Raw genomic sequence first — 24,999 nt, forward strand, 5'->3', positions numbered from 1 at the left:
GGGCAATGTACACTCCGGCTGATGCCGGTAATTGTGAGATCGAAAAAGGCACAGGAACTTTCCTGTGCCTTTTTTGTGGGGGCGCAAGGCAGCGTGCACGCGATACCTCAGCTGTTGTGGCTGATCCTCATGGTGTGACCGATGTCCCCGGGGCCCGCACTGTGTGGGAAACGGCAGCAAGCTGGAACAGAAACGCGTGCAAGGCAGGCGGGCAATATGGCCATATCTTCAAGGTCCAATAGCTGTCCATCAGGGCGTTTCTGTTAAGTCGCTACTCCCAGCTTTCTCTGCAGGAATAGCGAGATGCTGTTGATGGAATCGAGGTGCTCCGGGACCAGTTCCTCGTCCTGGATCTTTATGGCGAACTCCTGTTCCAGGAAGCTCACCATTTCAAGAATGCCGGTGGAATCGACCACACCGGCGCCGAGCAGGGAGGTGGAGTCCTCCAGCCCCTTCGCATCCCCGAAGAGGAAGTTGTCGACGATGAAGAGCCTGATTTTCTCGCGCATGGCATTTCCTTCCTTTTGGTTGAACCCGGTTCAGTAGGCGATCTCCGGCACCTTCTCGATCAGCAGGGGGCGCAGGTGCAGATACCTCGTGGTCGCGCGCTTGGTGTCGATATCCTCCAGGACCTTTTGCGCCTGCTCCGCCGACAGCCCTATCGCCGGGGCGAGCTCTTCCGGCTCGATGCCGTGGTTTTTTGCGTACAGGCAGAGGTCCATCTGGCGGTAGGGGAGGGAGAAGTAGAACTCGTCCTGCCCCTGCGGCATGGAGTAGGTGTCGGTCGTCGGGGGGCGCCGGCGGATCTCCTCCGGTATCCCCAGGTGCTCGGCGAGCTGGTACACCTGCGATTTGTACAGGTGGGCGATCGGCTTGAGGTCGGCCGCGCCATCCCCGAGCTTCACGAAGAACCCCTGGTCGTACTCCAGCCGGTTCGGGGTACCCGCCACCGCATAGTTCAGCCGGTCGGCATGGTAGTACTCGAGCATCTTCCTGGTGCGCTGCTTCAGGTTGGTGGCGGCCACAATCTCCAGGTACGGCTTGAGCGGCAGCCTCACCCGCTGCATCGTGCCGTCGGGTGCCTGGGCGACGAGGGTGTGGAGACTGAACCCCTCGTTCTCGAAGGAACTCGATATGACTATCTTCGATTTCCACCCCGCGCCGTACTCCGGTATGACGGAGCGCACCGCGCTGTCGTACTCGCGGTAGAACCCCTCCGCCTCGAGGATCGGGGCGATGTCCAGCCGCCTCGATTCGATCCCCAGGTGGCTGATCACCGCGCCGCTGAGCTCCGTCGTCTCCTTCGCCGAATGGAGCTCCGGCATCTCCAGCCCGAATACCCTCTCCTTTCCCACCGCGCGTACCGCGAGAGCGGCGGTGACGCTGCTGTCGATCCCCCCCGAGAGGGCGACGACGATGCCGCGCCGCTTCAGCTCGTTACGCAAAAGTGTGCGTATCGTGGCGGTGATCCTTGCGGTCTCCTCCTTCGCGTCGAGCCGTAACACTTCCGGTGAAAGTTGTTCTGGTGCCATGTACCCTCCTGCGGCCGGTCATGCGCCGAGTATGACCCTCTTTTTCATGGCGGCCGGCTCTATCTCCCCCGAAGGGAAGTGGTCTATGAACTTCTCGTGCACAAGCTGCGTTGAGAGGATCCCCACCAGCGCCATGTTTTGCGTTTCGCTGGCGACGAACTTTTCGGCGTTCCTGAACTTTTCCACCAGCATCCGCACTTTCCCCGGATCGAAGTAGCCGCTCCTTTTAAGCGCCGGCTCGGAGAGGAGCTCGTCGAGGTACCCGGGGCGCTGCGCGAAGAAGACGTCGCGGATCGGCGCACGGTACGGGTGCTTCGGGCGGGAGAGGATACGCTGGGGAACAAGGTCCCGGAAGGCGCGCTTCAGTATGTGCTTCTCGTCGAGCGCCCGTATCTTCCACGCAGGGGGGAGACGCATGGCGAAGTCGATGACCCGGTAGTCGAGGAAGGGGACGCGCAGCTCCAGCGAGTTCCCCATGGCGACACGGTCCCCCTGGGAGGAGAGGAGGTAGTTGGAGAGGAAAAGGGTCATCTCCAGAAACTGTGCCTGCGCCAGCGGATCGCGCCGCGAGAACCCCTCCGGGAGCTGCTGCAGGAGCGCCCCTTCGAGATCGTACCCCGCCGCCCTCTCCATCACGTCCTGAGAGAAGAAGGTGTGGTTCTTCCCGGTGTTCTTCCAGCGCACCCTGTGCGAGAAGAAGGGATCTGCCAGCTCTTCCGGGCTCACGGCGTAGAAGCTCTGCAGCATGGCGCGGCTGCGGGCGTCCCTGAAGATGTAGGGGTGCAGCTTCTCCAGGAGGCGCGGGCGCATCTTCGAGTCGGGACGCCTGCACCAGAAGCGCCTGATCTTTCCCTCCTTGAAGATGTCGTACCCGCCGAATACCTCGTCCGCCCCCTCGCCGGTCAGCACGACCTTGAAGTTGTTCCCCCGCACCAGCCCGGAGAGGAGGTACATCGGGACCGGCGCCGTCCGCAGGAGGGGGGTCTCGCAGTGCCAGATCACCTGGGGGAAGTTGTCCCGTATGGTGGCGGAGGAGATCAGCAGCTCCCGGTGGTCGGTGCCGAGGTGCGCCGCCATTTCCCGCTGGTACGGCGTCTCGTCGAACGCCTCCTCCTGGAAACGGAGCGAAAAGGTACGCAGCCTGTTGTTGAAATTGCGCGCGATGACCGCCGTGATGATGGATGAGTCGAGCCCGCCGCTCAGATATGCCCCGACCGGGACGTCCGCGCGCAGCCTGATCCTGATGGCGTCGTGCAGGAGCGCCTTCAGCTCCTCCATCGCTTCGGCGAAGCTCCCCCTGAACCGGTTCTCCGGAGTCGCATACGGGATGGCCCAGAAGGGGCGCGGCGCCTCCGCCTTCCCCTTGCGGATGATCTGGTAGTGGCCGGGGGGGAGCTCGTACACTCCCCTGAAGACCGTGGCGGGGCTCACGGTGGTCCAGAGGGTGAATATCTGGTGCAGCGCGACCGGGTCTATCTCCCGCGGAACGGAGGGGTCTGCAAAGAGCGCCTTCATCTCCGAGGCAAAGAGGACGCGATCGCCGCGGCGGTGGTAGAAAAGGGGGCGAATGCCGACCCGGTCCCTGGCGATCAGGAGCTCCTTCTTTCCCCTGTCCCAGATCGCGAAGGCGAACTGCCCGTTCACCTTCGCAAGTCCCTCCACCCCGTACTCCTCGTAGAGATGGATCAGCACCTCCGTGTCGGTGCCGGTGCGGAAGAGGTGCCCCTTCTTCTGGAGCTCCTCGCGCAGCTCCGGATAGTTGAAGACCTCGCCGTTGTACACGATCCACAGCGTCCCGGTCTCGTTCCCGATCGGCTGGATTCCGTCGTCGAGGCCGACGATGCTGAGGCGGCAATGGCCCAGTGCCACATCGTCGTCGAGGTACAGCCCTGTCTCGTCCGGACCCCGGTACTGGAGGGCGGAGATCATCCGGCACACCAGCTCCTCACGGTCGGGACCGCTATCAAAAACCCCGGAGATTCCGCACATGGGTGTGATTTCCTGTCTGAGGTGGGTTAAAAAAGTGGAACCATGTTAAGAAACGTTAAAGGTGGTTCCGGTGCTTGTCAATCGGAGCGCCGTTCACCGGACCGCTGAAGGAATCGCCTGTTATCCTGGCTTCTCTGCAGCAGCAAAGCCGCACCCCCTCCGGGCGGAGACCGTGCTCCCCTGTCATCCTGCGGCGCAACCGGCACTGTTATCGTCATCTGACGAGGCGTCCCTCCTGCTCCATCGAGACGAGGAAGTCACGGTCGTAGTTCAGGGGGAAACTCTCCAGGTTCTGGCGCAGGTCCCGGTTGATCTCCTGCATCCAGGGCGCCACCCGTACCGACATGATCTCGGATCCACCACTCCCGGAGATCGCATAAATGCCTCTCTCGATGAATGACTCGTGCCTCTTCCTGAGTCTTTCCCACACCGAGTTTCCGCGCAACTTCTGCCATATCCGCTGATAGTTGTAGCCGGGAAACAGCAACATGTAGTCCGGATACCATAAGACGTTCTTGTCGCCACCGTCATCTTCTTCCAGTACAGCCAGAGGCAGTACCGGTGTGTGAAGCCTCACGGTAAATGTGGCCACCTCGCCGCCGGGGAGCAGGCTCTTCGCGTGGAAGGGCTCATCGAGGAAGAGATTTGGCATGTCCACCATTTCCTGCGTCCGGTGCAGGATGCTGGTGTTGTTGGTGTGAATGAGGAGCAGATACGCATCCGGCTTTTCGCAGAAGCGGCCATAGGCCGAGTCGTCACCGAAAGGGGTGGCCGAGTGCTCGGTACCGTCGATCAGCTCGTGCGCTCCGGGGCCCAGGGCGACGCACGGGTGGGTAGGGTGCAAACCCCGTACGGCCCCCGGCATGTGCCTCAGGCACTCGGTAAGCAATCCGCTTCTGGAAGGGGTACGCTGCACGTCGAAGACCTGCCCGAGGTCGAGATAATCCTTCGCGGAGCCGGAAAAGGGAAAACTGGGCATCATGATCGTGCAGCCGGGGACAGAGCGCTGCAGTGCCCTGATTACCATTTCCGGGCCGCCGACCAGATATCCCAGACCACTGAGCATGCTGTGCACGCAGATGTATGCGCCGGGGGGAATCTGCAGGCGCCGGAACGCTTGCACCAGCTTTTCTTCGGTGCAGCGGTTGAAAAGGCGATTGCGCAGCTTTTCCAGTTCTTTCCGTACCCCTTTCGGAAAAAGTCTCCGTTTCAGCTCCACAAGAGCGGTCATACGGCCCCCTTCTGCTGGTTTATGTGCGGCACTCGAGCAACGAGAAATCGTACTTTCTGACATTTACCGGGGTGAAGAACAGGGTGGCCAGGGAGTCGTCCCCCGCCGGCAAGTTCACCGTCCCGTAGCGCGTGCCGGAGCTCCTGCCGGAAGGCTGGAAGGGGAGGGCAGCGACTCTCTTCCACTGTTCCGCGTCCCTGGAAATCCAGATATCTGCCGATTCCTCTTCAACCCCCTGTTGCCCCGGCTCGTACGTCGTGCCGATTGCCAGGGTTCCGTCGCTCAGGCGGGTCGCGTAGTATGCCGGCTTGTTGATGTACTGCAACCGCTCGATCCGGTTGTCTGCGAGGTCGTAGCGGTAGATGTAGTTGTCTGCCGCCGGGGCGTCACGGCCGGCATCCGACCCCCAGATCAGGGAGTCGGGGGCAGGAATGACAGTAACCATGCGCCACCGTTGCGACTGGCCCCCGAGGTGCCTCACGGTCCTGAAGTCGTCGTCCGTGTAGAAGAGGTGAGCTTCCTGATCCGCATCGCCCGTGCAGATCCAGAGCCGGTTTCTGAACGGGTCCGGCACGATGCTGTGGACGTGCTTGATCTTTCCCGGCGGGAACTGGTGGCATATCTCCCATTTGCGGCCGTCGTCGGTCCCGCGCACGATCCGTACGCTGTACGGTCGCGTGTTATTATACTCGCCGAAGTAGAGGTTTCCGGAGCTGTCGTCCACCGCCAGCCCGTTCTTGAGCGGACCTTGCAGGTTGTGATCGCTGAAGCGGCAGACATGGCGGGCGCGGGTGCCTGTGCCGTCGTAGCGGTATATGCCGTCGTACTGGATGATCACGGTCCCGCTCGGGAGAACCACCACATTGTTGATCCCGATATTGCGCCGGAGCCTCCTGACGATGCCGGACCTGAGGAGAAAGCTTTTGGCCCTGCTGATTGCGGATGTCCTGCGGTTTTCGATCTCGCAGACCTGCTGCCAGGTCGACCCGCTGTCCCGGCTCGCGTAAACGAAATGGTCCTCGCTCGTGTACAGGACGCCGTTGCGGGCGAACTGCACCATCATGCGGTCATGCACGGGGTGAACGGTTGATCGGTCCATGGCCCCTCCGTGGAACCTCCTGAGAGGAGAGTATCTGCAGGGCGACACCCGCAGGCCGGTGACAGCCTTGTGGTGGAGGAGTGATGCTTCCCCGGGATAGTATTGGAGGTTGCTAATTGGATTGTAGCAGGCTGTGGCAGGATTCCAGTGAATGACGGAACAAAAGCCCGCTTACGAGAGAGCGGCAGCAGCTGGGTGTTTCTTGTCCGGCGCTTCGGGAGCCGCTATGGAAGAGCAGCTGTTGATGCGGATTGCCTTGTTCTCCATGATGCTGATCGCTCCGGACTTTTCCAGCGTCTTCAGTACGCGGGTCATCGTCTCCCGGGTCACCGAGGCGTAACTCGCCATCTGCTGGTGGGTCATCTTCACGTCGATGATGACGCCGCGGTCGTCCCTTATGCCGTAGAGCTCCTTCAGCCTCTTCAGGAGGGAAACGACGCGGTCCTGCGCGTTTTCCGTGTTGAAGCTGAGGATCTTGATCATTTCCCAGCTGTCGCGCAGCCGGCTGCAGAGGAGCTCTATGACCTTCTTCCTGATCCCCTCGTTCTTCATCAGGTGCTCGTCGAAGTCCCTTTTGTGCAGGAGCCCGATGATCGCCTCTTCGTGGGCGATGATGGTGGCGGGTGAGGTCTTGCCGTCCAGAAGGGACATCTCTCCGAAGAAATCGTTCCTCTTGTGGATGGTGATGATCTGCTCCTTCCCTTCGTCGTTCATCTTCACGACCCGCACCTTGCCGGAATAGATAAGGTACATGTAGCTCGAGGTGTCCTCCTCGTAGAGAACGATCTCCTCCTTGGCGTACTGCTTCTTCCTGAAGAGGAGTTCCACCTGCTCCATCTCTTCAGGGGCGAGGGTGGAGAAAAAGGGGATGTTGCAGATCACGCTTCTGGTTTTCTCCGCCATAAAGCTCCTCCAGTACCCCCGCCAGGCCGTTGCGTCCCGGGGAGGAAAGACGCGGGTGAGGTAGCAAAAAAAGTGCCCTGGCCGCAGTCGAGGCTAACCCTCTGTGATTACAGGTGATCGAGCCGCCTCATGCGGACGCGGCGTTCGCACTGTCGGAATTCTTTACAGCGTACGGCGGGCGTCCCTCCGGAAGTACGGTGAAAGCAGAAAAAAATTTCCCACCTGCAGCGCCTTCTCATTCTGCTGCTACTTTTAATAAAAAGTGTCTATTGGTTCGGCGTCAGTTACTCCTTGATCAGGAGCGCGTTTTCGGCCTAATTCCCGAATTTTCACTCATTCATGCAGCTGTTGTTGCAAAAGAAGAATTGGTTGTGTATCATAATCCGCCTGCAATCTTCGGTCTCACTCAAGCAACTTCGATGCTCTTGCAAAGCGACAAAGCGGTGGCGAGCTATGACTTTGGTTGAATCTCTGAAGGCCGACAAGTGGCCGTATCTGATACTGCTGCTCCTTGTGGCTGTGCTGTACCATACAGTGGTGCCGCAAATGGCGCTCGACTGGTACCACGACGCGAACTATTCGCATGGATTCGTAGTCCCTCTCATTGCCGGATACTTCCTCTATGAGATGAGAGAGGAACTGCAGGGCGTGGCGGTGGAGCCGTGGTGGCCGGGGCTCGCCCTCGTCGGGTGCGGGGTCGTGCAACTGGTGCTGGGATGGCTTGCAACCGAGCTCTTCACCATGAGGTCCTCCATCGTCGTCCTCCTTGGCGGGCTCACTCTCTTTTTCTTCGGGAAGGGGGCTTTCCGGCTCATGCTCTTCCCTATCTGCTACCTCTTTTTCATGGTCCCCCTGCCGTACATCGTGTACGACGCGGTCGCTTTCCCCCTGAAGCTCTTCGTGACGAAGGCCTCCATCGCGTTCCTGAAGCTCATGGGGGTGGTGGTCCTGTCGGAAGGGAACATCATCATCCTGCCGGAGACGACACTGGAGGTGGCGGACGCCTGCAGCGGGATCAGGTCGCTCATCTCGCTCCTGGCACTGACCGTGGCCTACGCCTTTTTCCTGCGCATCCCCCCGCTCAAGAGGGTGCTTCTGATCGGTGCGGCAGTCCCGGTGGCGGTCTTCACCAACGCCCTCCGGGTGATCGTCACCGGCTTTCTGGCGCAGTACTGGGGAGCCCGGGCGGCGGAGGGGTTCTTCCATGAATTCGCAGGGCTCGCGGTTTTCGGCGTGGCGATTGCCATGGTGGTCTCCTTCGGCGGCCTCCTCGCCCGCTCGGGGAAGGGGGGCTCATGATCGGGAAGAGCCGCTTCCTCGCCGTCTACGCCCTCCTCGGCGCCGCGGCACTGTACATGACGGTGCACCGCGACCTCGGGGTGCCGATGAAGAAGCCTTTCGAAGACTTTCCCGCTGCGGTGAGCAGCTGGAAGCTGACGCGGGAGTCGAGCCTGCCGGAGAGCGTGCAGCAGGTGCTGAAGGCATCCGACGTCCTGTACCGGGAGTATGTGAATCCGCGGGGGGAGCGGGTGCTCCTCTACGTGGGGTATCACGACGGCGGCAAGGAGAGCGGCGAGATCCACTCCCCGAAGCACTGCCTCCCCGGGAGCGGCTGGTGCGAGGTGTACAGCAAACGTGCCGAGGTCGCCACCGCGGGGGAGAAGCTGAAGTTCGTGCGGGCGCTGTACCAGAAGGGAGAGAACAAGGAGCTCTTCCTTTACTGGTTCCAGGTCGGAAAGACCAGCATCTCCGACGAATATTCCTTAAAGGTTGCCGAAATTGCCAATTCGGTGCTGCACCGGCGCCGCGACGCCTCATTTATCCGGATATCGGTCCCGGTGGAGGGGGACGACCAGAAGGCCGCCCTGGTAGGCGAGCAGTTCGTGAAAGATCTGATCCCCACCCTGCGGGAGTTCCTGCCGAGCTAGCGGACCCCCGCAGGGAGCGAGGAAGAAGAATCATGGCAATGGAAAAAGGAGATAACCTGTGAACACCGATCGTATCGTCTCTGTCATTGGTCTTGGCTACGTCGGGCTGCCGGTGGCAGTCGCCTTCGGGAAGGTGCGCCGCACCATCGGCTTTGACATCAACAAGGTGAGGATCGCGGAACTGAGGGACGGGATCGACCGCACCGGCGAGGTCGATGCGCACGACCTCCTTTCCGCCGACATCCTCTTCACCGACAGCATAGAGGAGCTAAAGCACGCCGACTTCCATATCGTGGCGGTGCCGACCCCGATAGACGAGGCGAACCAGCCCGATCTCTCCCTCATGTGCAGGGCCTCCGAGACGGTGGGGGCGGCGCTGAAGGCGGGGGACATCGTGGTGTACGAGTCGACCGTCTATCCCGGGGTGACCGAGGAGGAGTGCCTCCCGATCCTCGAGCGGGTATCGGGGCTGAAGGGTGGGCGCGACTTTACCGTCGGCTACAGCCCGGAGAGGATCAACCCGGGGGACAGGGAGCATACCTTCACGAAGATAAAGAAAGTCGTCTCCGGCCAGGACGCGCAGACGCTGGAGATCGTGGCGCAGGTCTACTCCTCCGTCGTGACCGCCGGGGTGCACCGGGCACCCTCCATCAAGGTCGCGGAAGCCGCCAAGGCGATAGAGAACACCCAACGCGACCTGAACATCGCGCTCATGAACGAGCTCGCGCTGATCTTCGACCGCCTCAATATCGATACCTCCGCGGTGCTGGAGGCGGCGGGTACCAAGTGGAACTTCCTGAAGTTCTCCCCGGGACTGGTAGGAGGGCACTGCATCGGTGTCGACCCCTACTACCTCACCCACCGCGCGGAGAAGGCGGGGTACATCCCGCAGGTGATCCTCGCCGGGCGGCGCATAAATGACGGCATGGGCAGGTTCATCGCGCAGCGCGCGGTGAAGGAGATAGTCCGTGCCGGCCACCCGGTCCTCGGAAGCGTCGTAACCGTCCTCGGACTGACCTTCAAGGAGGACTGCCCGGACCTGCGAAACTCCAAGGTCGCCGATATCATCCACGAACTCTCCGACTACGGCATGGAAGTGCAGGTAACCGACCCGCTGGCGGACCCCGAGGAGGCGCTGGAGGAGTACGGGGTGAAGCTTGTTCCTTTCGGCGAGTTGAAACCCGCGGTGGCGGTTGTCGCGGCGGTCGCCCACGCCGACTTCCGCGCCCTGAACGTGGCGGAGCTCACCCGGCTCATGGGGGAGTCCCCGGTGCTGATCGACGTGAAGAGTATCTACGACGGCTCCGCATTGAGCGCTGCCGGGATGAGGGTCTGGAACCTTTGAGATAGCGGCGCAGCGAGGACTGCGCAGGAGGGGGGGAGATGGCGATTTCTCTGGTTGCGATCATTGCGCTGTATGCTTGCGCGCTGCGCGCACTCCTGCGCGATCGCACCCTCGACAACGCCTCCCTTTGCGTTGCCCTCGCCGCCACCGCCACGCTGGAACTTTGCGACCTCGGAGCCCTTTCCGGGGTCGCACCCCATTTCCCCTTCAAAAGCTGCGCGCTGGTGGTGGAGGCGCTTTTGCCTCTCTTTTGGGTGGCCTGCAGCCTGAGCTACGCACGGGGCGGCGGAGTCGCCTCTTTCAGCCGCTGCGGGAAGCTCTGCTGTCTCCTCTCTCCCCTCCTCGTCCTGGCGCCCCTGCTTCTGCCGGACTCCGCCTTCTTCTATGCCCCCGATTTCCCTCAGGAGCCGCTCCTTTTCCTCACCACCTTCGGCAGCTGCTACTACTTCGCGATCATGACGTTTCTGGTGTACGCCCTGATCAATTTCGAATCGACCCTGCAAAACGCCTCCCCCGAGGCGCTCTGGCGGGTGAAACTGGACGTCATAGCGCTCGGCGCCATCCTCGCCGTCCTCATCTTTTACTACAGCCACGCCATCCTGTACCGCACCCTCGACATGGGGTACGTGCCGCTGCGCTCGACCCTCTTCGCGGTGGCGGCGGCGCTTATGTCGTACGCGAGGCTGCACTTTCGCGGCGCGGTGCGCATCACCGTCTCACACTCCGCAGCCTTCAAGTCCGTCGTCTTCGGCGCGGTCGCCTGCTACCTCGTCGTTCTCGGGATGCTGGGGGTGGGGATGCAGTATCTCGGGCCGTTCTTCCCGCGCTCCCTCACGGCGAGCGTCGTCTTCCTCGGCGGCGTTCTTCTCCTGGTGCTTCTCTCTTCCAGGAGGGTGAAGCGGGAGGTGCAGGTCTTCCTGCACAAGCACTTCTATCCGAGCAAGTACGACTACCGGCACCAGTGGCTGAGCCTGACCGAGAGAGTGGAATCCTCCTCTTCCGGCGAAGAGGTCCTGAAGAGCCTCCTTTCCGCCTATTGCGACACCTTCGGGGTGCAGGGTGCAGCTCTTTTCCTGCACCAGGAGGGGACGGGGTGGTACTGCAGCATCTCCATCCGCGAGATGGACGCGACGGACGACACCCTCCCGAGCGAGAACCAGCTGGTGAAGTACCTGAGGGAGCGCCGCTGGGTATTCAGCACGAGAGACGACAACCCCGAGATCCTGCGGGAGAACGAGGAGTTCCTCGGCAGGCACCGCATCTCCTTCATAGTCCCCCTCTTCGAAGGGGAGCGGCTTGTCGGCCTCCTCCCCCTCGGGGCGCTCGTCAAATCGGACGAGCCGTTCATCTACGAGGACTACGACCTCATGAAGGCGATGGCCAGGCAGGCGTCCCTCGCGGTGCAGCATCAGCGCCTCTCGGAGGAACTGACCCGGGCGCGGGCGCTGGAGGCCGTCGGAAGCCTCGCCACCTTCGTGGTGCACGACCTGAAAAACCAGGTCGCCACCATCTCGCTCATCCTGGAAAACGCCCGGCAACACCTGGACAACCCCGAATTCCAGCAGGACATGATGGAGGGCCTGGGACTCACGGTGGACAAGATGCAGCGCCTGATCGGCAGGCTGGGGAACTTCGGGAACCACAGGACGGAGCTGAGGCCGGTAGATCTCCTGACCCTGGTAAAGAAGAGCGCGCGGCAGATATCGGGGGCGCAGATAGAGGTTTCAGGGACTTCCCGCATCGCCATGGCGGACGAAGGGGAGATGCAGAAGGTGGTGCTGAATCTTCTCCTGAACGGGATCGAGGCCTCCGACCGGGAGAGCCCGGTCTTCGTCGAGGTCGGAGGCGAAGACGCCCCCTATATCCGGGTTGCCGACTACGGTTGCGGAATGTCCCCCGCCTTTCTCGGCCGCGAGCTTTTCACCCCCTTTCGCAGCACGAAGAAACAGGGGCTGGGGATCGGGCTGTACCAGTGCCGCCAGATCGTGAAGGCTCACGGCGGCAGGATCGACGTGAGCAGTGTGGAAGGGAAGGGGACCGTCTTTACCGTGTGGCTCTCCCCGCTGGAGGAGAGTGGTTACAACGGGAATACGGCGGCGGCATGAACTGCTGCCTCTGGTCGATAATCATCAGGACATTTGTGGACGAGGTTACCTGTGGCTAAGTTGCTCATTGTCGACGACAACAGGGAGATACGGCAGCAGCTCAAATGGGGGCTGGGGCAGGACTTTACCGTCTTTCTCGCCGGTGACGCGAAAGAGGCGCTCGCTCTCTTCAAGAAGGAGGCTCCCCCCGTGGTGGTCCTCGATCTCGGGCTCCCGCCGTACGAGGAGAGTTCGGAGGAGGGATTTCGTCTTCTGGCCCAGATGCTGGAACTGAACCCGTACGCAAAGCTCATCATGCTGACCGGGCAAAACGAGCGGGAAAACGCGCTGAAGGCGATGCGCATGGGCGCGTGCGACTTCTACTCCAAGCCCCCCGTGCTCGCCGAGCTCAAGGTCATCATCAGCCGCGCCCTCTATCTTGCCGACCTCGAATCGCACAGCCGCACCCACGGGACGGTGCAGTCCGCCGGGGAAGCGTGGGGGATGATCGGCTGCTGCAAGGAGATGCTCGCCGTCTACACCACCATCCGCAAGGTCGCCGGCTCCAACGCCCCGATTCTCATCACCGGCGAAAGCGGGACGGGAAAGGAGCTGGTGGCAGGGGCGATCCATGAGACGAGCTTGCGGCGCAAGGGGCCGTTCATCCCCATCAACTGCGGCGCGATCCCGGAGAGCCTCCTCGAATCGGAACTTTTCGGCCACGAGAAGGGGGCGTTCACGGGGGCTCACCAGATGGTGCAGGGAAAGCTTCAGTACGCCCACAAGGGAACCCTCTTTCTTGACGAGATAGGGGAATTGCCGATCAACCTCCAGGTGAAGCTCCTTCGCTTCCTGCAGGAGGGGACGATCCAGCGGGTGGGGGGACGCGAGGATATCTGCATCGATACGCGCACTACCTGTGCCACCAATGTCGACATCCTGAAAGCGATCGGCGAAGGAAAGTTCCGGGAGGACCTCTACTACCGCATCGGCGTCATCAACATCCATCTCCCGCCGCTACGGGAGCGGGGGGATGACGTGGTGATAATCGCCGAGCATTTCCTGAAGGCGTTCTCAGCCGAGCAGAAGAAAAAGGCGGTGCGTTTCACGCCGGCGGCGATCTCCTTTCTGAGGAGCTACGGGTGGCCCGGCAACGTCCGCGAACTGCGCAACAGGGTCCAGCGCGCAGTCATCATGTGCGAGGGCGCCACCATCGAGCCTTCCGATCTCGGGTCCGATCCCGAATTTTGTCAGGACACGGAACCGTCGAAAGTGACGATCTCGCTGCGGGAGGCGAGAGACAGAGTGGAGCGTGAAATGGTGCTGGCAGCCATCCAGCGCCAGTCGGGGAACATGATGAAGGCGGCGGAGGAACTGGGGGTGAGCCGGCCGACCCTCTACGACCTCATGAAGAAACTTTCACTGCATCCTTGAGGTCTCCCGAAGGGGACGGTCCTTTTTCGACAGGGACTCTCCCTCAGTTACGCCCGCTGTGTAAGCTTTGCCGACAGTGGTGTCGGGACTCTTTACAGCTACCCGCGTGGTGTCTCCCGGTCCGTGCCGCAAGTAGCTGAAAAGCCATTTATCATTCCTTGGTGTGATTTTTGAATGCCCGGTTCTGATGCCTCGGGTACAAGTGGTGAATTTTTCTGACACGGTCGCCCTTCGGCGGAGTGACTTTTTTTTCATACGCAAGAGGTGGGTGCTATGCTCATTCAGGTGAACTGGACGAACAATCGCTACGATTATGTCAAGGACTTCATGTTGGACAGCCTTATTGAGTCCGGAAAGGTAGCGAGGTTCTTGCGCAGTACCGGTTGGGTAACAGTAGGGGTTGATCCGATCCGCACCAGCAGGAAGGCAACCACCTACAACGGCCCGGAGAGAAGGGCCGAAAACCTCTTCGGCGATCGGATGCAGAACAACTGACCGTCCCCCCGGCGGTAGGCTCCATCCTGACAAACTTTGGTAGCTCCACCGCCAGGTGGCAGCCGCAATAGGTATGAATCCCTGCTGCGGAGGGGGCAGCTTTTCCCTTCTCTCCTCCGCCCAGCGTCTCTCCGCTGTTCATTCTCCCTTCTCCGAACTCCTCGGCCACAAACTCGCTGCAGCGGATCTTTTTCAAACTCCTTCCGAAGTAGCACTCGCTCCTCCGGCGCCCCCCCCGTTCCCTGTTCAATCCTTGCCTCACTTGCTCACAGCCGTGTGTTGAAAAAGTTAAATAAAACCAACGGAGTCGTCTGTTTCTCTCTCTCCGCGTGTGCACGATACCTCGGCGCATGTTGATATGGCATTTTCAATTTCAAACCGCTGAAGCGGAAAAAGCTCAGCTGTATTAGCAAGCTAGGGCCTTTGGTGTGGAAACGTTTATTTTGGTTCATTGGTTGAAACTAAGAGCTCGGTGTCCCCAACATAGGAGGCTGAGCCATGAGAGAGAGAAACTTCAACCGCGCCATTTGCAGGCTTGCAGCACTATTTGCCCTCTGCATCGCTTTTACTGCCATCGACGCTTATGCAGGAGAAACGAGCGTATATTTCAAGACGGGATGGTTTGAATGGGACGAGCAGCTAAACGGCTCTTCTTTCGTGAAGGAGCAGGGTTTCCTTCACGCCGCGGGTATCGCCAGGAAGGACGAAGTAAGCCGGTTCACCTTCAACGAGCTTCTGGAGGTATGGGGAGGGGAACTCGATTATGACGGGCACGATGTGACCGGAACGGTTCCGATCGACTCGAGCACCATATACATCGGCACCAGGGAAGAATTTTCACTGGGGTATCAGGCTCTTGCGGAAGAGCGGTTGAATGTGGAGCCGTTCGCGGCGCTGGGGCACAAATTCTGGGTCAGGACCCGCTCCGGTGAGGACTGGAACCTCTTTTACGCAAAGGCAGGGGTGGCAGGGGAGTACAGGACGGGAGGATGCACCCTCTTTGCCCGCGGCGGGGCCTTTATTCCGATCTACACGAGGAATCATGTCAGCCTGAGCGATTCCGGGTACTCGGATGTGGTGGTCGAACCAAAGTCACGGGTGACCGGCTTTGCAGAGGGTGGTGTCAGGGTCGGAGCGGTATCGGTGAGCGTGGAGTACGAAGCTGTGAAATTCTCCCAATCGGCCAACGTCCCCACGCAACGGATAGCCACCGGCGGCGCGCAGATCGTCGACAACCAGGCCTTTCAGCCCCCCTCCGACTCAAGCCTCATCTCGCTCAAGCTCGCCTACGCCTTCTAGATTGTCCGCGGGTGCGGCAAGGTTACTTGCCGCACTCCTGCTCGCAGATAACACACGTATCACCGCACGGCTCGATGTGTACCAGGACGTGGCTGTTGGGAAGTAGCTCCTTGATACGGCCGGTGATCTTGTCGGAAAGCTCGTGCCCTTCCTGAACCGTCATCCCCCTTGCCACCACAAGGTGCATATCGATGTAGCGCAGCGACCCCGCCTTCCGCGTTCTCAGATTATGATACTCGACGTACTCCCCCGCATAATCGTCCAGCACCTTGTGAATGACCTCTTCATCGGCATCGGGAAGCTTGGCATCAAGGATCGGAGAAAATGCCTCCTTGGTCATCTCGAACGCGGTCTTTAGGATGAGGCACGCCACCACTATCGCCACCACCGGGTCGAGAAGCTTCACGCCGGTGAGCTTGATCGCCACCAGACCGGCAACAACCCCGAGGGACGTGTAGACGTCTGTTCGCAGGTGCTGGGCATCCGCCTCCAGGGCAACGGAATCGGTCTCTTTCGCGACCTTCGAGAGATGCCGGGAGACAAAAAAGTTGGCGCCCGCCGAGAGGAGCATCACGAAAAGCCCCACTCCGATCTGCTCCACCTCCACATTTCCCGTGACGAGCTTTCGCCCTGCCTCCCACATGATAATCAGTGCCGCCCCGAAAATGAGGATCGCCTCGATAGTGCCCGCAACATTTTCGATCTTTCCATGACCGAAGTTGTGCTTGGCGTCGGCGGGTTTCCCTGACTCGCGGATGGAGAACCACGCAATGAAGGCTGCGGTGAGATCGATGGCGGAATGGACCGCCTCCGAGACGACACTCACCGAGTGCATCGCGAAACCTGCTGCCAGCTTTATTGCGATAAGGGTGGTATTGGAAAGGATGGAGATGCGGGCGGCCCGCAGTTTGAGTTGCTGATTCATGGTCCTCACCTTACCCCATCTGGCCCCTCAGCACAACCGTTCCCGAAAATAACGGCATAGTGTCTCCCGCACTTTTCCTAAAGAGGGGGACCGGTAGTGACGATGGTATAGCGAGGACCTTACAATCCAAATGCGAAGGAGTGCAGTGCATGGCAGCCGGAAAAGTCAGCAGGTTCAGTGTGTTTCAACAGATTCTCGTCCTTGCCCTGATAGCGGTGCTTGGGCTGGTCGTTCTTTCCGTCGCTTCCTTCGGTGTGGTGGGGAAGGTGAAGGTGTCCAGCCCGTTATACCGCGAGATCGTGCAGGGGAAGGACCTCGTCGCCGACATACTCCCCCCTCCGGAATACATCATCGAGTCGTACCTGGTGGTTCTTCAGGCGAACCACGCGAGCGATCCCCAAAAAGAGCAGCAGCTCCTGGAGCGCTTCAAGAGGCTCAAATCCGAGTATGACGAGCGACACGCCTTCTGGGAGAAGGAACTTGCGGAAGGGGAGATGAAGCGGCTGATGGTGGAAGCCTCGTACCAGCCGGCGCAGGCCTTTTTCAACGAGGGGATAAACTCCTTCTTCCCGGCTCTCATGCGCGGGGACCGCGAGAAGTCTGAGGGGTCCCTGAAGACCCTTGCCTCCCTGTACGAGTCCCACCGGCAGCAGATCGACCGGCTGGTGACCATCACCAACGCGAAGGGGGTGCAGGTTGAGCAGGAAACAGCAGCTCTTCTCTCGCGCTCCAGCTTCTTCATGATATCCCTGTGCCTGGTTGTCCTTCTCTCCTTCGGTGCGGTCAGCGCCCTCATCATCAGGAGCATCAGTGGCACCTTTGCCCTCTGTACCTCCATTACCGACCGGATCGCTGCCGGTGATCTCACGGTAGCGGTCCCTGTAGAGGGGCGGGGGAGCGTGAGGGTCATGCTCGGCAGCCTGAAGACCATGGTGGACCGCTTCGACTCCATGCTGCACCAGATCGGCACGACTTCGACGCTACTGGCGGATGCCTCTCAGGAACTGTCGAGATCTTCCGAGGAGATTGCCCAGAACGCCGAAAGCGCCGCGGCGGAGTCGACCGGTATGGCGACCGCCAGCCAGCAGATGGCGGCCACCTCCCGTGACATCTCCCGCAACTGTCAGTCCGCGGCAGAGAGCTCGCAGAATACCTCCGCTATCGCAGAAAATGGGGTGGAGATCGTGGGAGGAACGATAACGATCATGGAGAGAATCGCGGTCCGGGTAAAGGGACTTGCCGACACGGTGGGGCTTCTCGGTGAGCGCAGCGACCAGATCGGCGAGATCATAGGGACCATCGAGGACATCGCCGACCAGACGAACCTGCTCGCCCTCAATGCAGCTATCGAGGCGGCTCGTGCGGGAGAGCAGGGACGCGGCTTCGCTGTCGTGGCTGACGAGGTGCGTGCGCTGGCGGAAAGGACGACGAAGGCAACCCGTGAGATCGGCGAGATGATAAAGGCGATTCAGACCGAGACGAAGGGGGTGGTGAATGCCATGGAGCAGGGGGTAGCCGAGGTGGAGCACGGAACGGAGGAGGCTACGAAGTCGAGCTCGGCGCTGCAGGAGATACTGGAGCAGGTGAACGCCGTCTCGCTGCAGGTGACGCAGATCGCCTCCGCTGCCGAGGAGCAGACCGCCACCACCGCGATGATCAGCGGTAACATCCAGGAGATTACCACCCTTGTGCAGAGAACGGCGCAGGAGTCGCATGAATGTGCCTCCCAAGCGGCGCAGCTCTCCCGCTGCGCCCAGGATCTGGAGACGATCGTGCACCAGTTCAAGGTGGCGTAGTCTGTAGCATTGTCACGACCTGATCGTTGTCAGAGGCGGGCCCACCGGAAAGGGGGCCCGCCTCTTTACATTTTGAAGCCTGCCCGGTCTGCAGGCACCTTTCGCAAAGGACGCTCCTTATTGCGGCAGGAAGGTGCCAGGGGGGGATGCCGACCCCCGTGGAGAGCTCCGGAAACGCGGAACTTTTGGAATCGGTGGTATTTTGGAATGGAATCTGCTAAAGGAGTCTGTGCAACGGTTAATCTGAAGGCGGGGGTACGACGATGGCCGGTCGATTGAAAAGAAAAAGCGCATGGAGCGCTATCCTTCTGCTCCTCTGCTTCTCCGCCCGCGTTCCGGTGGCGGTGGCGGGAGAGATTCAGGTCGCGGCCGCGGCAAGCCTCAAAGAAGCAATCGGGGACCTCTCCCGGCTCTACCTGACCAGGCACCGGGGTCTTCGCGTCGTGACGAACTTCGGAGGGTCCGGCACCATCGCGAAGCAGATTGAAAATGGCGCGCCCGCTGATATCTTCATCTCCGCAAGCTCCGAGTGGACGGAGTATCTGCAAAAAAGAAAGCTCCTGGAGCCCGGATCGCTCCGCCCCCTTGCCTACAACACCCTTGTCTTTGCGGGGAGTGGCAGCACGAAGGCCGCCTCCATGCACGATCTCCCGAAACTGGAACGGATCGCCATGGGGAGCCCCAAGAGCGTCCCCGCGGGGGAATACGCCGCCGAAGCCATAAGGAAGGCGGGGCTGGAAAAGCAGATGGAAAAAAGGGTGGTCTTTTCCCGGGACGTGCGCGAGTCCCTCATGTATGCCGAGCGCGGAGACGTAGACGGCGCATTCGTGTACAGAACGGACGCGCTGCAGGGGAGAAAGACGAGGATCCTTTTCGAGGTCCCCGCGGGGCTCCACTCCCGCATCGTGTATCCGATGGGTCTTACCGCCACGGGAGCGGGAAAGAAGGAAGCGGCAGAATTCTTCCGCTTTCTGGAGAGCGACGAGGCGAAGGGTGTGCTCTCCAGGTATGGCTTTGCGGTGCGGTAGCGTCCTATAGCGACAGGGAGTTTCGAGGTAGAGGAGGCGGGCTCAATGGTGAGCACGAAGGAAGTGGAACATAAGGGGGACGCATCATGGTTTCGCTAGCACCTGCCGATTATGATGCCATAAGGCTCTCCGCGAAGGTCGCCGTCGCTGCCACCGTGGTGTCCCTCCCCTTTGCCCTCGCCTGTGCCTATCTCGTCACCTTCGTCAGGTTCCGCGGCAAGATGGTCCTGGAAGTGCTGGTGAACCTGCCCCTCACCCTTCCCCCCGTGGTGGTGGGATACCTCCTCCTGCTCCTACTGGGGAAGGAGGGGTGGCTCGCGTCTCTCCTGCGCCCCCTTGGCATCACCGTCATCTTTACCTGGAAGGCGGCAGTCCTCGCCTCCGCCGTCGTCGGCTTCCCCCTCCTGGTGCGCTCCATCCGCATCGGAATGGACGCCGTCGACCGGCAGCTCATAAACGCGTCCCGCACCCTCGGCGCCAGCTGGTACGACACGCTCTTCACCGTGATCCTCCCCCTCTCGATGCGCGGCATCATCGCCGGCTCCTCCCTCATGTTCGCCCGCAGCCTCGGCGAGTTCGGAGCCACCGTCATCGTGGCAGGGAATATCCCCGGGATTACCCAGACCATTCCTCTTGCGATCTACGACTATGCCAGCTCCCCCGCAAGCGAAAAGCTTGCGCTCTCCCTCTGTCTCGTCTCGGTCGCCATATCGGTCCTCGTCCTCTTCTTTCATGAATATCTGAGCGTCAGACTGGCGCGGAGGGACTGATATGGAAATCCGCATGGCGGCCAAAAAGACCCTCGGCGACTTCACCCTCGACGTCGATTTCTCCGTCTCCGGCGATGACATCGGGGTATTCGGCCAGTCGGGGAGCGGGAAGTCCACCCTCGTGGGGCTGATAGCGGGGCTTGCCGACCCGGACGAGGGGGAAATCTACCTCGACGATATCTGTCTCTTCAGCAGCAAGAGGAGGATCGCCCTCCCCCCCGAAAAGCGGCGCGTCTCCATCGTCTTCCAGGCGTCCTGCCTCTTTCCGCACCTGAGCGTCAGGTCGAACCTGCTGTACGGCTTCAAGCGCTGCAGCCCGGAGTACAGAAACGTCGACTTCCATGCCTTGGTGGAGGTGCTGAAGCTGGAGGGGCTTTTGGAGCGCGGGGTAAGCCACCTTTCGGGAGGGGAGAGGCAGCGGGTGGCGCTGGGGCGGGCGGTGCTCGCCAATCCGCGGCTCCTCCTTCTCGACGAGCCGCTGAGCGCCCTTGACGACACCCTCAAGTTCCAGATCATCCCGTATCTGAAGGACGTCAGCGCCCGCTTCAGGATCCCCTATCTCTTCATTTCCCACTCCCTGCTGGAGATGCGCCTTATGGCCGACCAGGTCATTGCGGTGGAGTCGGGGCGGATAGCTGCGCACACGACCGCGGAAAAGCTCGCGCGCGAAAAGATGGGGCGCAGCCCCATGGGGTACCTCAATCTTTTGCATCTGGAGGGGATGGGGGTGCAGGAGGGACTTCATCTTTACCGGTGGGGGGACAACGAGGTGCTCCTTTCAGCGGGGGACGAGCGCCCGAAGGCGCTCTTTGAGCTCTCTTCCCGCGATATCATCCTTTTCAAGAAACACCCGGAGGCGATCAGCGCCCGCAACCTCCTGGAGTGCACCGTGAAAAACACCTTTGCCTCCGGCACGAAGGTGGGGGTGGAGCTCTCCTGCGGTAACAGGAAGCTCATTGCCGAGGTCGTCGCCGCGGCCGCCTCCGACCTGCAACTGCAGGAAGGGAGCGAGCTGTATGCCGTGGTGAAGGCTTCGTCGTTCAGGCGGCTCGATTAGAGTTGCCGTTGCAGTGGACCGCCGGGAACGCCTGCGGCTTATCCCGGCCTACAGTTCACAGTCACATCTGCATCAGGGCGTTCCTGCCTCGATCCAGCCGCCGCCTACCACACGATCCCCGTCGTAGAGGACAACTGCCTGCCCAGGTGTCACACCCCCCTGCGGAGTCTCGAATTTTACCCGCAGCTTTCCGTCCGCCTCCAGCGCCGCTTCGCACGGCACCGGCTTCTGCCGGTAGCGGATGCTGCACGTCCCGTGGAAGCTTTCCGGTGCGGTGCCGGTCCAGGTGGTGTTCCCGGCGACGAGCCCCCCGCAGGTGAGCTCGTGGCGCGGCCCCACGGTCACGACGGCGTTATCGCGGTCGATGGCGAGTACGTAGAGCGGCTCCGCCCAGGCGATGCCGAGCCCGCGCCGCTGCCCGACGGTGAACTGGTGTACGCCGTTGTGGACGCCGACCTTCTTCCCGGTGCTCGTGACGATCTCTCCCGGCTCCGGGTGCACCCCGTTTTCCTCCAGAAAGCGCACATAGTCGTTGTCGGGTATAAAGCAGATTTCCTGGCTCTCCTGCTTCTGGGCGGTCGGGAGGTTGTACCTCTCGGCGAGCTGCCGCACCTCGTGCTTTTCCATCGACCCGATCGGGAGGATGGTGCGGGAGAGCTGGTCCGCGTTCATGGCGAAAAGGAAATACGACTGGTCCTTGCGCTGGTCGAGCCCCTTGAGGAGCTGGTACGCTCCGGCGGCGTCCTTCTCGATGCGGGCATAGTGCCCGGTGGCGAGGAGGTCCGCCCCGAAGGAAGAGGCCATCTCCAGGAGCGCCCCGAACTTGATCCTTTCGTTGCAGCGCGCGCAGGGGTTCGGCGTCCGTCCTGCGGCATACTCGCGGACGAAGTCGTCGATGACCATCTCCTTGAACTTGTCGCGCAGGTCCAGCACCTCGAAGGGGATGCCGAGCCGCTTTGCGACCCTGCCGGCGTCCATGACGTCGGTGAGGGAGCAGCAGGTCTTTCCGCCTACAGGAGCGTGGCGCGGCTCGTACAACTGCATGGTGACGCCGATAACCTCATATCCCCTTTCCTGTAGAAGGGCGGCGGTGACGGATGAATCGACGCCGCCACTCATCGCCACCAGAACTTTTTTGCCAACTGACTCGGTCATATTTCCTCTTGATGCACAATACGATGGATTGTTCGCCAGTCCCTCGAAAGGGGTGGGAACGCTCTGCTCCATAAACAGAAAAACCCCCAGCTGGAGAAAGGGAAGGGAGGGGGAGTGAAATCGCTCACTCGCTCCTCCCTCCGCCGTCTCAGGAGGGGGATGATGGTGCCGGGTATCGAGACTTGCTACTAGTCCTCACCCTTCTCCAGCGTGAGGGTGTAGTAGCCGTCGGTCTCCTTCAGGCCGAGCAGCTTGTGCCCTTCCGCTTTCAGGCTCCTCGGGACGTTTTTCACCGGCTCGCCGTCATCGATGAGGAATTCCACCGTCTCCCCGGTCTCGATGTCTTCAAGGGCAAGCTTCGCCTTCACAAAGTTGGTCGGGCAGGTCACGCCCCGCAGATCTATTCTTTCCATACTCCCTCTCCTCAACGTAAATCTGGCACGAGGATACCGTTTGCCAGAGAAAAAGGCCAGTCTTTTTCAGAAACTCCGGCGTCGCGCCGGGATCCTAGCGGATCGGCAGTTGCGTCTGCACGATCTGCGGAGGAATGGTCTCCGCCACCGTGCACTCCGGGAAGCTCTTGCGCAGGTGCTCGAGGAGGGAGGAGCACCCCTCCTGCAGGATGATGTCGCCGATGCGGACCCGTCCCTTCCCCTCCGCCTTCTCCTTGTACCAGGCGAGCACTTCCGCCACGAACGGCACTACCTGTTCCTCGGGGAGGAAGGTGGCGTAGAGGGTGCCGACGAGGGGGCGGCGCCCCCACTTCCCGCCGATGCGCACGGTGTAACCCCTCTTCACGCTCTTCCACGCATCGGTGGGGCAGACCTTCACGCAGTCGCCGCAGTAGATGCAGTTGGAGCCGTTAAAAACTGGCTTGTCGTCGTCACCCATGGTGATGGCGCCTTCGGTGCAGCTCTTGGCGCACAGTCCGCAGCTGATGCACTCGTCGGCGCAGAGCTCCGGCCAGATGGCGCCCTGCAATCCGACGTCGTTTGTCGCCGACTTCGGGCAGTCGAAAGGGCACCCGGCGAAACCGACCTTGAACTTGTGGTGCCCGGTGGCGGTGCCGAACAGTTTCTCGTCCACCTCGAGCGCCGACTTCTGGGTGTCCACCAGGCCGTTCGGGTTGTACTCGCACCCTCCGCAGGCGGTGGGGACGCGCACGCGCGCGCCGCAGGAAGCGACCTTCTGCTGCTCTTCGCCGAGCTCGGCAACGACCGCATCGAAGTCGGAGAAGTTGATGTTGATGAGCTCGATGGACTGGCGGACCGACAGGTGCACGTACCCCTTGCCGTATTTCTGCGCCACTGCAGCGATCTTGCTCAGGCGGTCCACCGACATCCGCCCCCCCGGCACCCGCAGGCGCACGGTGAAGAGGTCTTTGCCGCGCTCCTTGATGAAGCCGCCCGCCTTCAGGTTCTTGAGGTCAATCTTTATATCTGCCATCTATAGGGTCTCCTCCTGCGTGCGGCTGGCGCCGGACGCTTTTCTTCAATTGAAAGTCCTACTCCGTCACCACCATCTCTTCCGGCTCCACCACGCCGTCCGTGATCTTGAACGACTTCGCCACCGGAGCCTCCCGGTCCATGAGGGAGACGATCAGGTGCGAGACATGCGGGGTCAGCGCGAGGCGGATGTCCTCCTCCGACGGGCGCGCCGGAGATTCCGGATGCGAATGGTAGATCGCCACCATGTCCCACCCTTTGCGGCGCAGCTCCTTTACCACCGCGAACTGCTCCTTCGGGTCCATGGTGAAGTGCTCGTTGCTGGCATCCATGTTGGTCATCGGATGGTGCCCCAGGACGAGACCGTCTACCCCCGAGAGGATCCCGCACACCTCGAGGGGAAACCCTTCCTGGGAGCGGGCGATTATCGCCTCGAGAATCTGGGAGGGGATCTTAAGCATTGCGCTGCTCCAGGTCGCACACGGTCATCGCTTCGAGCTCGTCGTGCAGTTCTGTGATGGTGGGGTTGTCGCCGCAGATCGGGCACTTCGCGCTCTTTTTCACCGGGATCTCCCTGAAGCGCATGCGCAGCGCGCTGTAGGTGAGGAGCCTTCCGGTGAGGAGGTCCCCCGCGCCGAGGAGGAACTTGATCGCCTCGGTCGCCTGGAGAGTCCCCAGCACGCCCGGAAGCACGCCGATCACCCCCGCCTGCGAGCAGGTAGGGATAGCCTCCTTGGGGGGGGGGTCGGGGAAGATGCAGCGGTAGCAGGCGGATTCCCCCGGCTTCACCGTCATGGTCTGCCCGTCGAACTGCAGGATGCCGCCGTGGGAGTACGGCTTACCGGCGAGCACGCAGGCGTCGTTGATGAGGAACTTCGCCGCGAAGTTGTCGGTGCCGTCGATGACGAAGTCGTACTCCTCGATCATCTCCCTGATGTTCGCCGCGGAAACCCACTCCTGGTACGTCTTCACGTTAAGGTCCGGGTTGATGGCGAGCATCTTTTCCTTTGCCGAGAGCACCTTCGCCTTCCCCACGTCGGGGGTGAAGTGGATCACCTGGCGCTGCAGGTTGGAGAGGTCGACCTCGTCTGCGTCGGCGATGCCGATCTGCCCGACTCCGGCGGCGGCCAGGTAGAGAGCGATCGGGGCGCCCAGCCCCCCCGCGCCGATGATGAGCACCTTGCCGTTCAGGAGCTTGCGCTGGCCTTTACCGCCGACCTCCTTCAGGAGGATGTGGCGGGAGTAGCGGGTGATCTGGTCCTCGGTGAGCTTCATAAAGAGCCACCCCCCATGAAGTAGAGGAATTCCACCGTGTCGCCGTCCTTCACCGTTATGGCGTCGAAGTCGGCGCGGTCGAGGATGTCGCCGTTCAGTTCCACGGTGACGTACTCGCGCTGGGCTACCTGGAGCTCTTCGAGGAGCCTCGTTACCGAAAGTGCATCCTGGGCGACTTCTGCCGCTTTGCCATTTACTGTCAGATTCAT

Annotated in this window: 25 protein-coding genes; 12 read left to right on the plus strand and 13 right to left on the minus strand. The window is 61.3% G+C overall.

What is annotated here, in order from left to right:
- Window positions 1-263 precede the first annotated feature (263 nt).
- The 6 genes from LPW11_RS14725 to LPW11_RS14750 form a co-directional block, all read right to left on the minus strand.
- Window positions 264-509, minus strand: coding sequence for an acyl carrier protein (locus LPW11_RS14725; RefSeq protein ID WP_230994631.1), 246 nt, complete (start codon window positions 507-509; stop codon window positions 264-266).
- 30 nt (window positions 510-539) lie between these two features.
- Complete coding sequence (gene nadE / locus LPW11_RS14730; RefSeq protein WP_230994632.1) at window positions 540-1,532, minus strand: NAD(+) synthase; 993 nt, start codon at window positions 1,530-1,532, stop codon at window positions 540-542.
- Between the two features lie 18 nt (window positions 1,533-1,550).
- Window positions 1,551-3,521: an asparagine synthase (glutamine-hydrolyzing) gene (asnB, locus tag LPW11_RS14735; RefSeq protein ID WP_230994633.1), complete on the minus strand. Its 1,971-nt coding sequence runs from the start codon at window positions 3,519-3,521 to the stop codon at window positions 1,551-1,553.
- A 214-nt stretch (window positions 3,522-3,735) separates the two neighbouring features.
- Window positions 3,736-4,752: an AAC(3) family N-acetyltransferase gene (locus LPW11_RS14740; protein WP_230994634.1), complete on the minus strand. Its 1,017-nt coding sequence runs from the start codon at window positions 4,750-4,752 to the stop codon at window positions 3,736-3,738.
- A 19-nt stretch (window positions 4,753-4,771) separates the two neighbouring features.
- A complete protein-coding gene (locus LPW11_RS14745; protein ID WP_230994635.1) occupies window positions 4,772-5,851 on the minus strand; it encodes a hypothetical protein in 1,080 nt (359 codons plus the stop codon).
- Window positions 5,852-6,022: 171 nt separating this feature from the next.
- Window positions 6,023-6,754: a Crp/Fnr family transcriptional regulator gene (locus LPW11_RS14750; protein ID WP_230994636.1), complete on the minus strand. Its 732-nt coding sequence runs from the start codon at window positions 6,752-6,754 to the stop codon at window positions 6,023-6,025.
- A 197-nt stretch (window positions 6,755-6,951) separates the two neighbouring features.
- Here LPW11_RS14750 and LPW11_RS14755 point away from each other — a divergent pair, with 197 nt between their 5' ends.
- From LPW11_RS14755 to LPW11_RS14790, 8 genes are all read left to right on the plus strand, one after another.
- Window positions 6,952-7,221: a hypothetical protein gene (locus LPW11_RS14755; RefSeq protein ID WP_230994637.1), complete on the plus strand. Its 270-nt coding sequence runs from the start codon at window positions 6,952-6,954 to the stop codon at window positions 7,219-7,221.
- On the plus strand, window positions 7,208-8,053 hold the full coding sequence (gene xrtA, locus LPW11_RS14760; RefSeq protein WP_230994638.1) for an exosortase A: 846 nt from the start codon (window positions 7,208-7,210) through the stop codon (window positions 8,051-8,053). Before LPW11_RS14755 ends, xrtA begins: the two co-directional genes overlap by 14 nt.
- Window positions 8,050-8,682 carry an exosortase C-terminal domain/associated protein EpsI gene (locus tag LPW11_RS14765; RefSeq protein ID WP_230994639.1) on the plus strand — a complete coding sequence of 211 codons (633 nt, stop codon included), beginning with the start codon at window positions 8,050-8,052 and terminating at the stop codon, window positions 8,680-8,682. Before xrtA ends, LPW11_RS14765 begins: the two co-directional genes overlap by 4 nt.
- A 58-nt stretch (window positions 8,683-8,740) precedes the next feature.
- Entirely contained in the window at window positions 8,741-10,027 is a 1,287-nt protein-coding gene (locus LPW11_RS14770; protein WP_230994640.1) for a nucleotide sugar dehydrogenase, read from the plus strand.
- 38 nt (window positions 10,028-10,065) lie between these two features.
- Window positions 10,066-12,132: an XrtA/PEP-CTERM system histidine kinase PrsK gene (gene prsK / locus LPW11_RS14775; protein WP_230994641.1), complete on the plus strand. Its 2,067-nt coding sequence runs from the start codon at window positions 10,066-10,068 to the stop codon at window positions 12,130-12,132.
- 51 nt (window positions 12,133-12,183) lie between these two features.
- Window positions 12,184-13,545: a PEP-CTERM-box response regulator transcription factor gene (gene prsR, locus LPW11_RS14780; protein ID WP_230994642.1), complete on the plus strand. Its 1,362-nt coding sequence runs from the start codon at window positions 12,184-12,186 to the stop codon at window positions 13,543-13,545.
- Window positions 13,546-13,818: 273 nt separating this feature from the next.
- Window positions 13,819-14,040 carry a GSU3473 family protein gene (locus tag LPW11_RS14785; protein WP_230994643.1) on the plus strand — a complete coding sequence of 74 codons (222 nt, stop codon included), beginning with the start codon at window positions 13,819-13,821 and terminating at the stop codon, window positions 14,038-14,040.
- Window positions 14,041-14,538: 498 nt separating this feature from the next.
- On the plus strand, window positions 14,539-15,339 hold the full coding sequence (locus LPW11_RS14790) for a hypothetical protein (protein ID WP_230994644.1): 801 nt from the start codon (window positions 14,539-14,541) through the stop codon (window positions 15,337-15,339).
- Between the two features lie 22 nt (window positions 15,340-15,361).
- Here the strand turns inward: LPW11_RS14790 and LPW11_RS14795 are convergent, their stop codons facing one another.
- Window positions 15,362-16,264, minus strand: coding sequence for a cation diffusion facilitator family transporter (locus LPW11_RS14795; RefSeq protein ID WP_230994645.1), 903 nt, complete (start codon window positions 16,262-16,264; stop codon window positions 15,362-15,364).
- Window positions 16,265-16,413: 149 nt separating this feature from the next.
- Between LPW11_RS14795 and LPW11_RS14800 the strand changes: the two genes are divergently transcribed.
- The 4 genes from LPW11_RS14800 to modC all read left to right on the plus strand — a co-directional run bounded on the left by LPW11_RS14800 (window position 16,414) and on the right by modC (window position 20,915).
- Window positions 16,414-18,060, plus strand: coding sequence for a methyl-accepting chemotaxis protein (locus LPW11_RS14800; protein ID WP_230994646.1), 1,647 nt, complete (start codon window positions 16,414-16,416; stop codon window positions 18,058-18,060).
- 263 nt (window positions 18,061-18,323) lie between these two features.
- The gene (gene modA / locus LPW11_RS14805; RefSeq protein ID WP_230994647.1) at window positions 18,324-19,088 is read left to right on the plus strand and encodes a molybdate ABC transporter substrate-binding protein; all 765 of its coding nucleotides are present in this window, start codon (window positions 18,324-18,326) and stop codon (window positions 19,086-19,088) included.
- 86 nt (window positions 19,089-19,174) lie between these two features.
- Window positions 19,175-19,858 (plus strand): molybdate ABC transporter permease subunit, encoded by a 684-nt coding sequence (modB, locus tag LPW11_RS14810; protein ID WP_230994648.1) that lies wholly within the window; start codon window positions 19,175-19,177, stop codon window positions 19,856-19,858.
- A gap of 1 nt (window position 19,859) precedes the next feature.
- Window positions 19,860-20,915 carry a molybdenum ABC transporter ATP-binding protein gene (gene modC, locus LPW11_RS14815; RefSeq protein ID WP_230994649.1) on the plus strand — a complete coding sequence of 352 codons (1,056 nt, stop codon included), beginning with the start codon at window positions 19,860-19,862 and terminating at the stop codon, window positions 20,913-20,915.
- A gap of 72 nt (window positions 20,916-20,987) precedes the next feature.
- On the opposite strand, the gene mnmA is transcribed toward modC, so the two are convergent.
- The 6 genes from mnmA to thiS all read right to left on the minus strand — a co-directional run bounded on the left by mnmA (window position 20,988) and on the right by thiS (window position 24,999).
- Window positions 20,988-22,070, minus strand: a complete 1,083-nt coding sequence (gene mnmA, locus LPW11_RS14820; protein ID WP_230994650.1) for a tRNA 2-thiouridine(34) synthase MnmA — start codon at window positions 22,068-22,070, stop codon at window positions 20,988-20,990.
- A gap of 188 nt (window positions 22,071-22,258) precedes the next feature.
- The gene (locus tag LPW11_RS14825) at window positions 22,259-22,483 is read right to left on the minus strand and encodes a sulfurtransferase TusA family protein (protein WP_230994651.1); all 225 of its coding nucleotides are present in this window, start codon (window positions 22,481-22,483) and stop codon (window positions 22,259-22,261) included.
- A gap of 94 nt (window positions 22,484-22,577) precedes the next feature.
- On the minus strand, window positions 22,578-23,516 hold the full coding sequence (locus tag LPW11_RS14830; protein WP_230994652.1) for a 4Fe-4S dicluster domain-containing protein: 939 nt from the start codon (window positions 23,514-23,516) through the stop codon (window positions 22,578-22,580).
- Between the two features lie 58 nt (window positions 23,517-23,574).
- Entirely contained in the window at window positions 23,575-23,976 is a 402-nt protein-coding gene (locus LPW11_RS14835; protein WP_230994653.1) for a M67 family metallopeptidase, read from the minus strand.
- Entirely contained in the window at window positions 23,969-24,790 is an 822-nt protein-coding gene (locus tag LPW11_RS14840; RefSeq protein WP_230994654.1) for a HesA/MoeB/ThiF family protein, read from the minus strand. Before LPW11_RS14840 ends, LPW11_RS14835 begins: the two co-directional genes overlap by 8 nt.
- A complete protein-coding gene (thiS, locus tag LPW11_RS14845) occupies window positions 24,787-24,999 on the minus strand; it encodes a sulfur carrier protein ThiS (protein ID WP_230994655.1) in 213 nt (70 codons plus the stop codon). The genes LPW11_RS14840 and thiS overlap by 4 nt, the downstream gene beginning before the upstream one ends.

This window comes from Geomonas sp. RF6 (assembly GCF_021044625.1).
GTDB lineage: Bacteria > Desulfobacterota > Desulfuromonadia > Geobacterales > Geobacteraceae > RF6.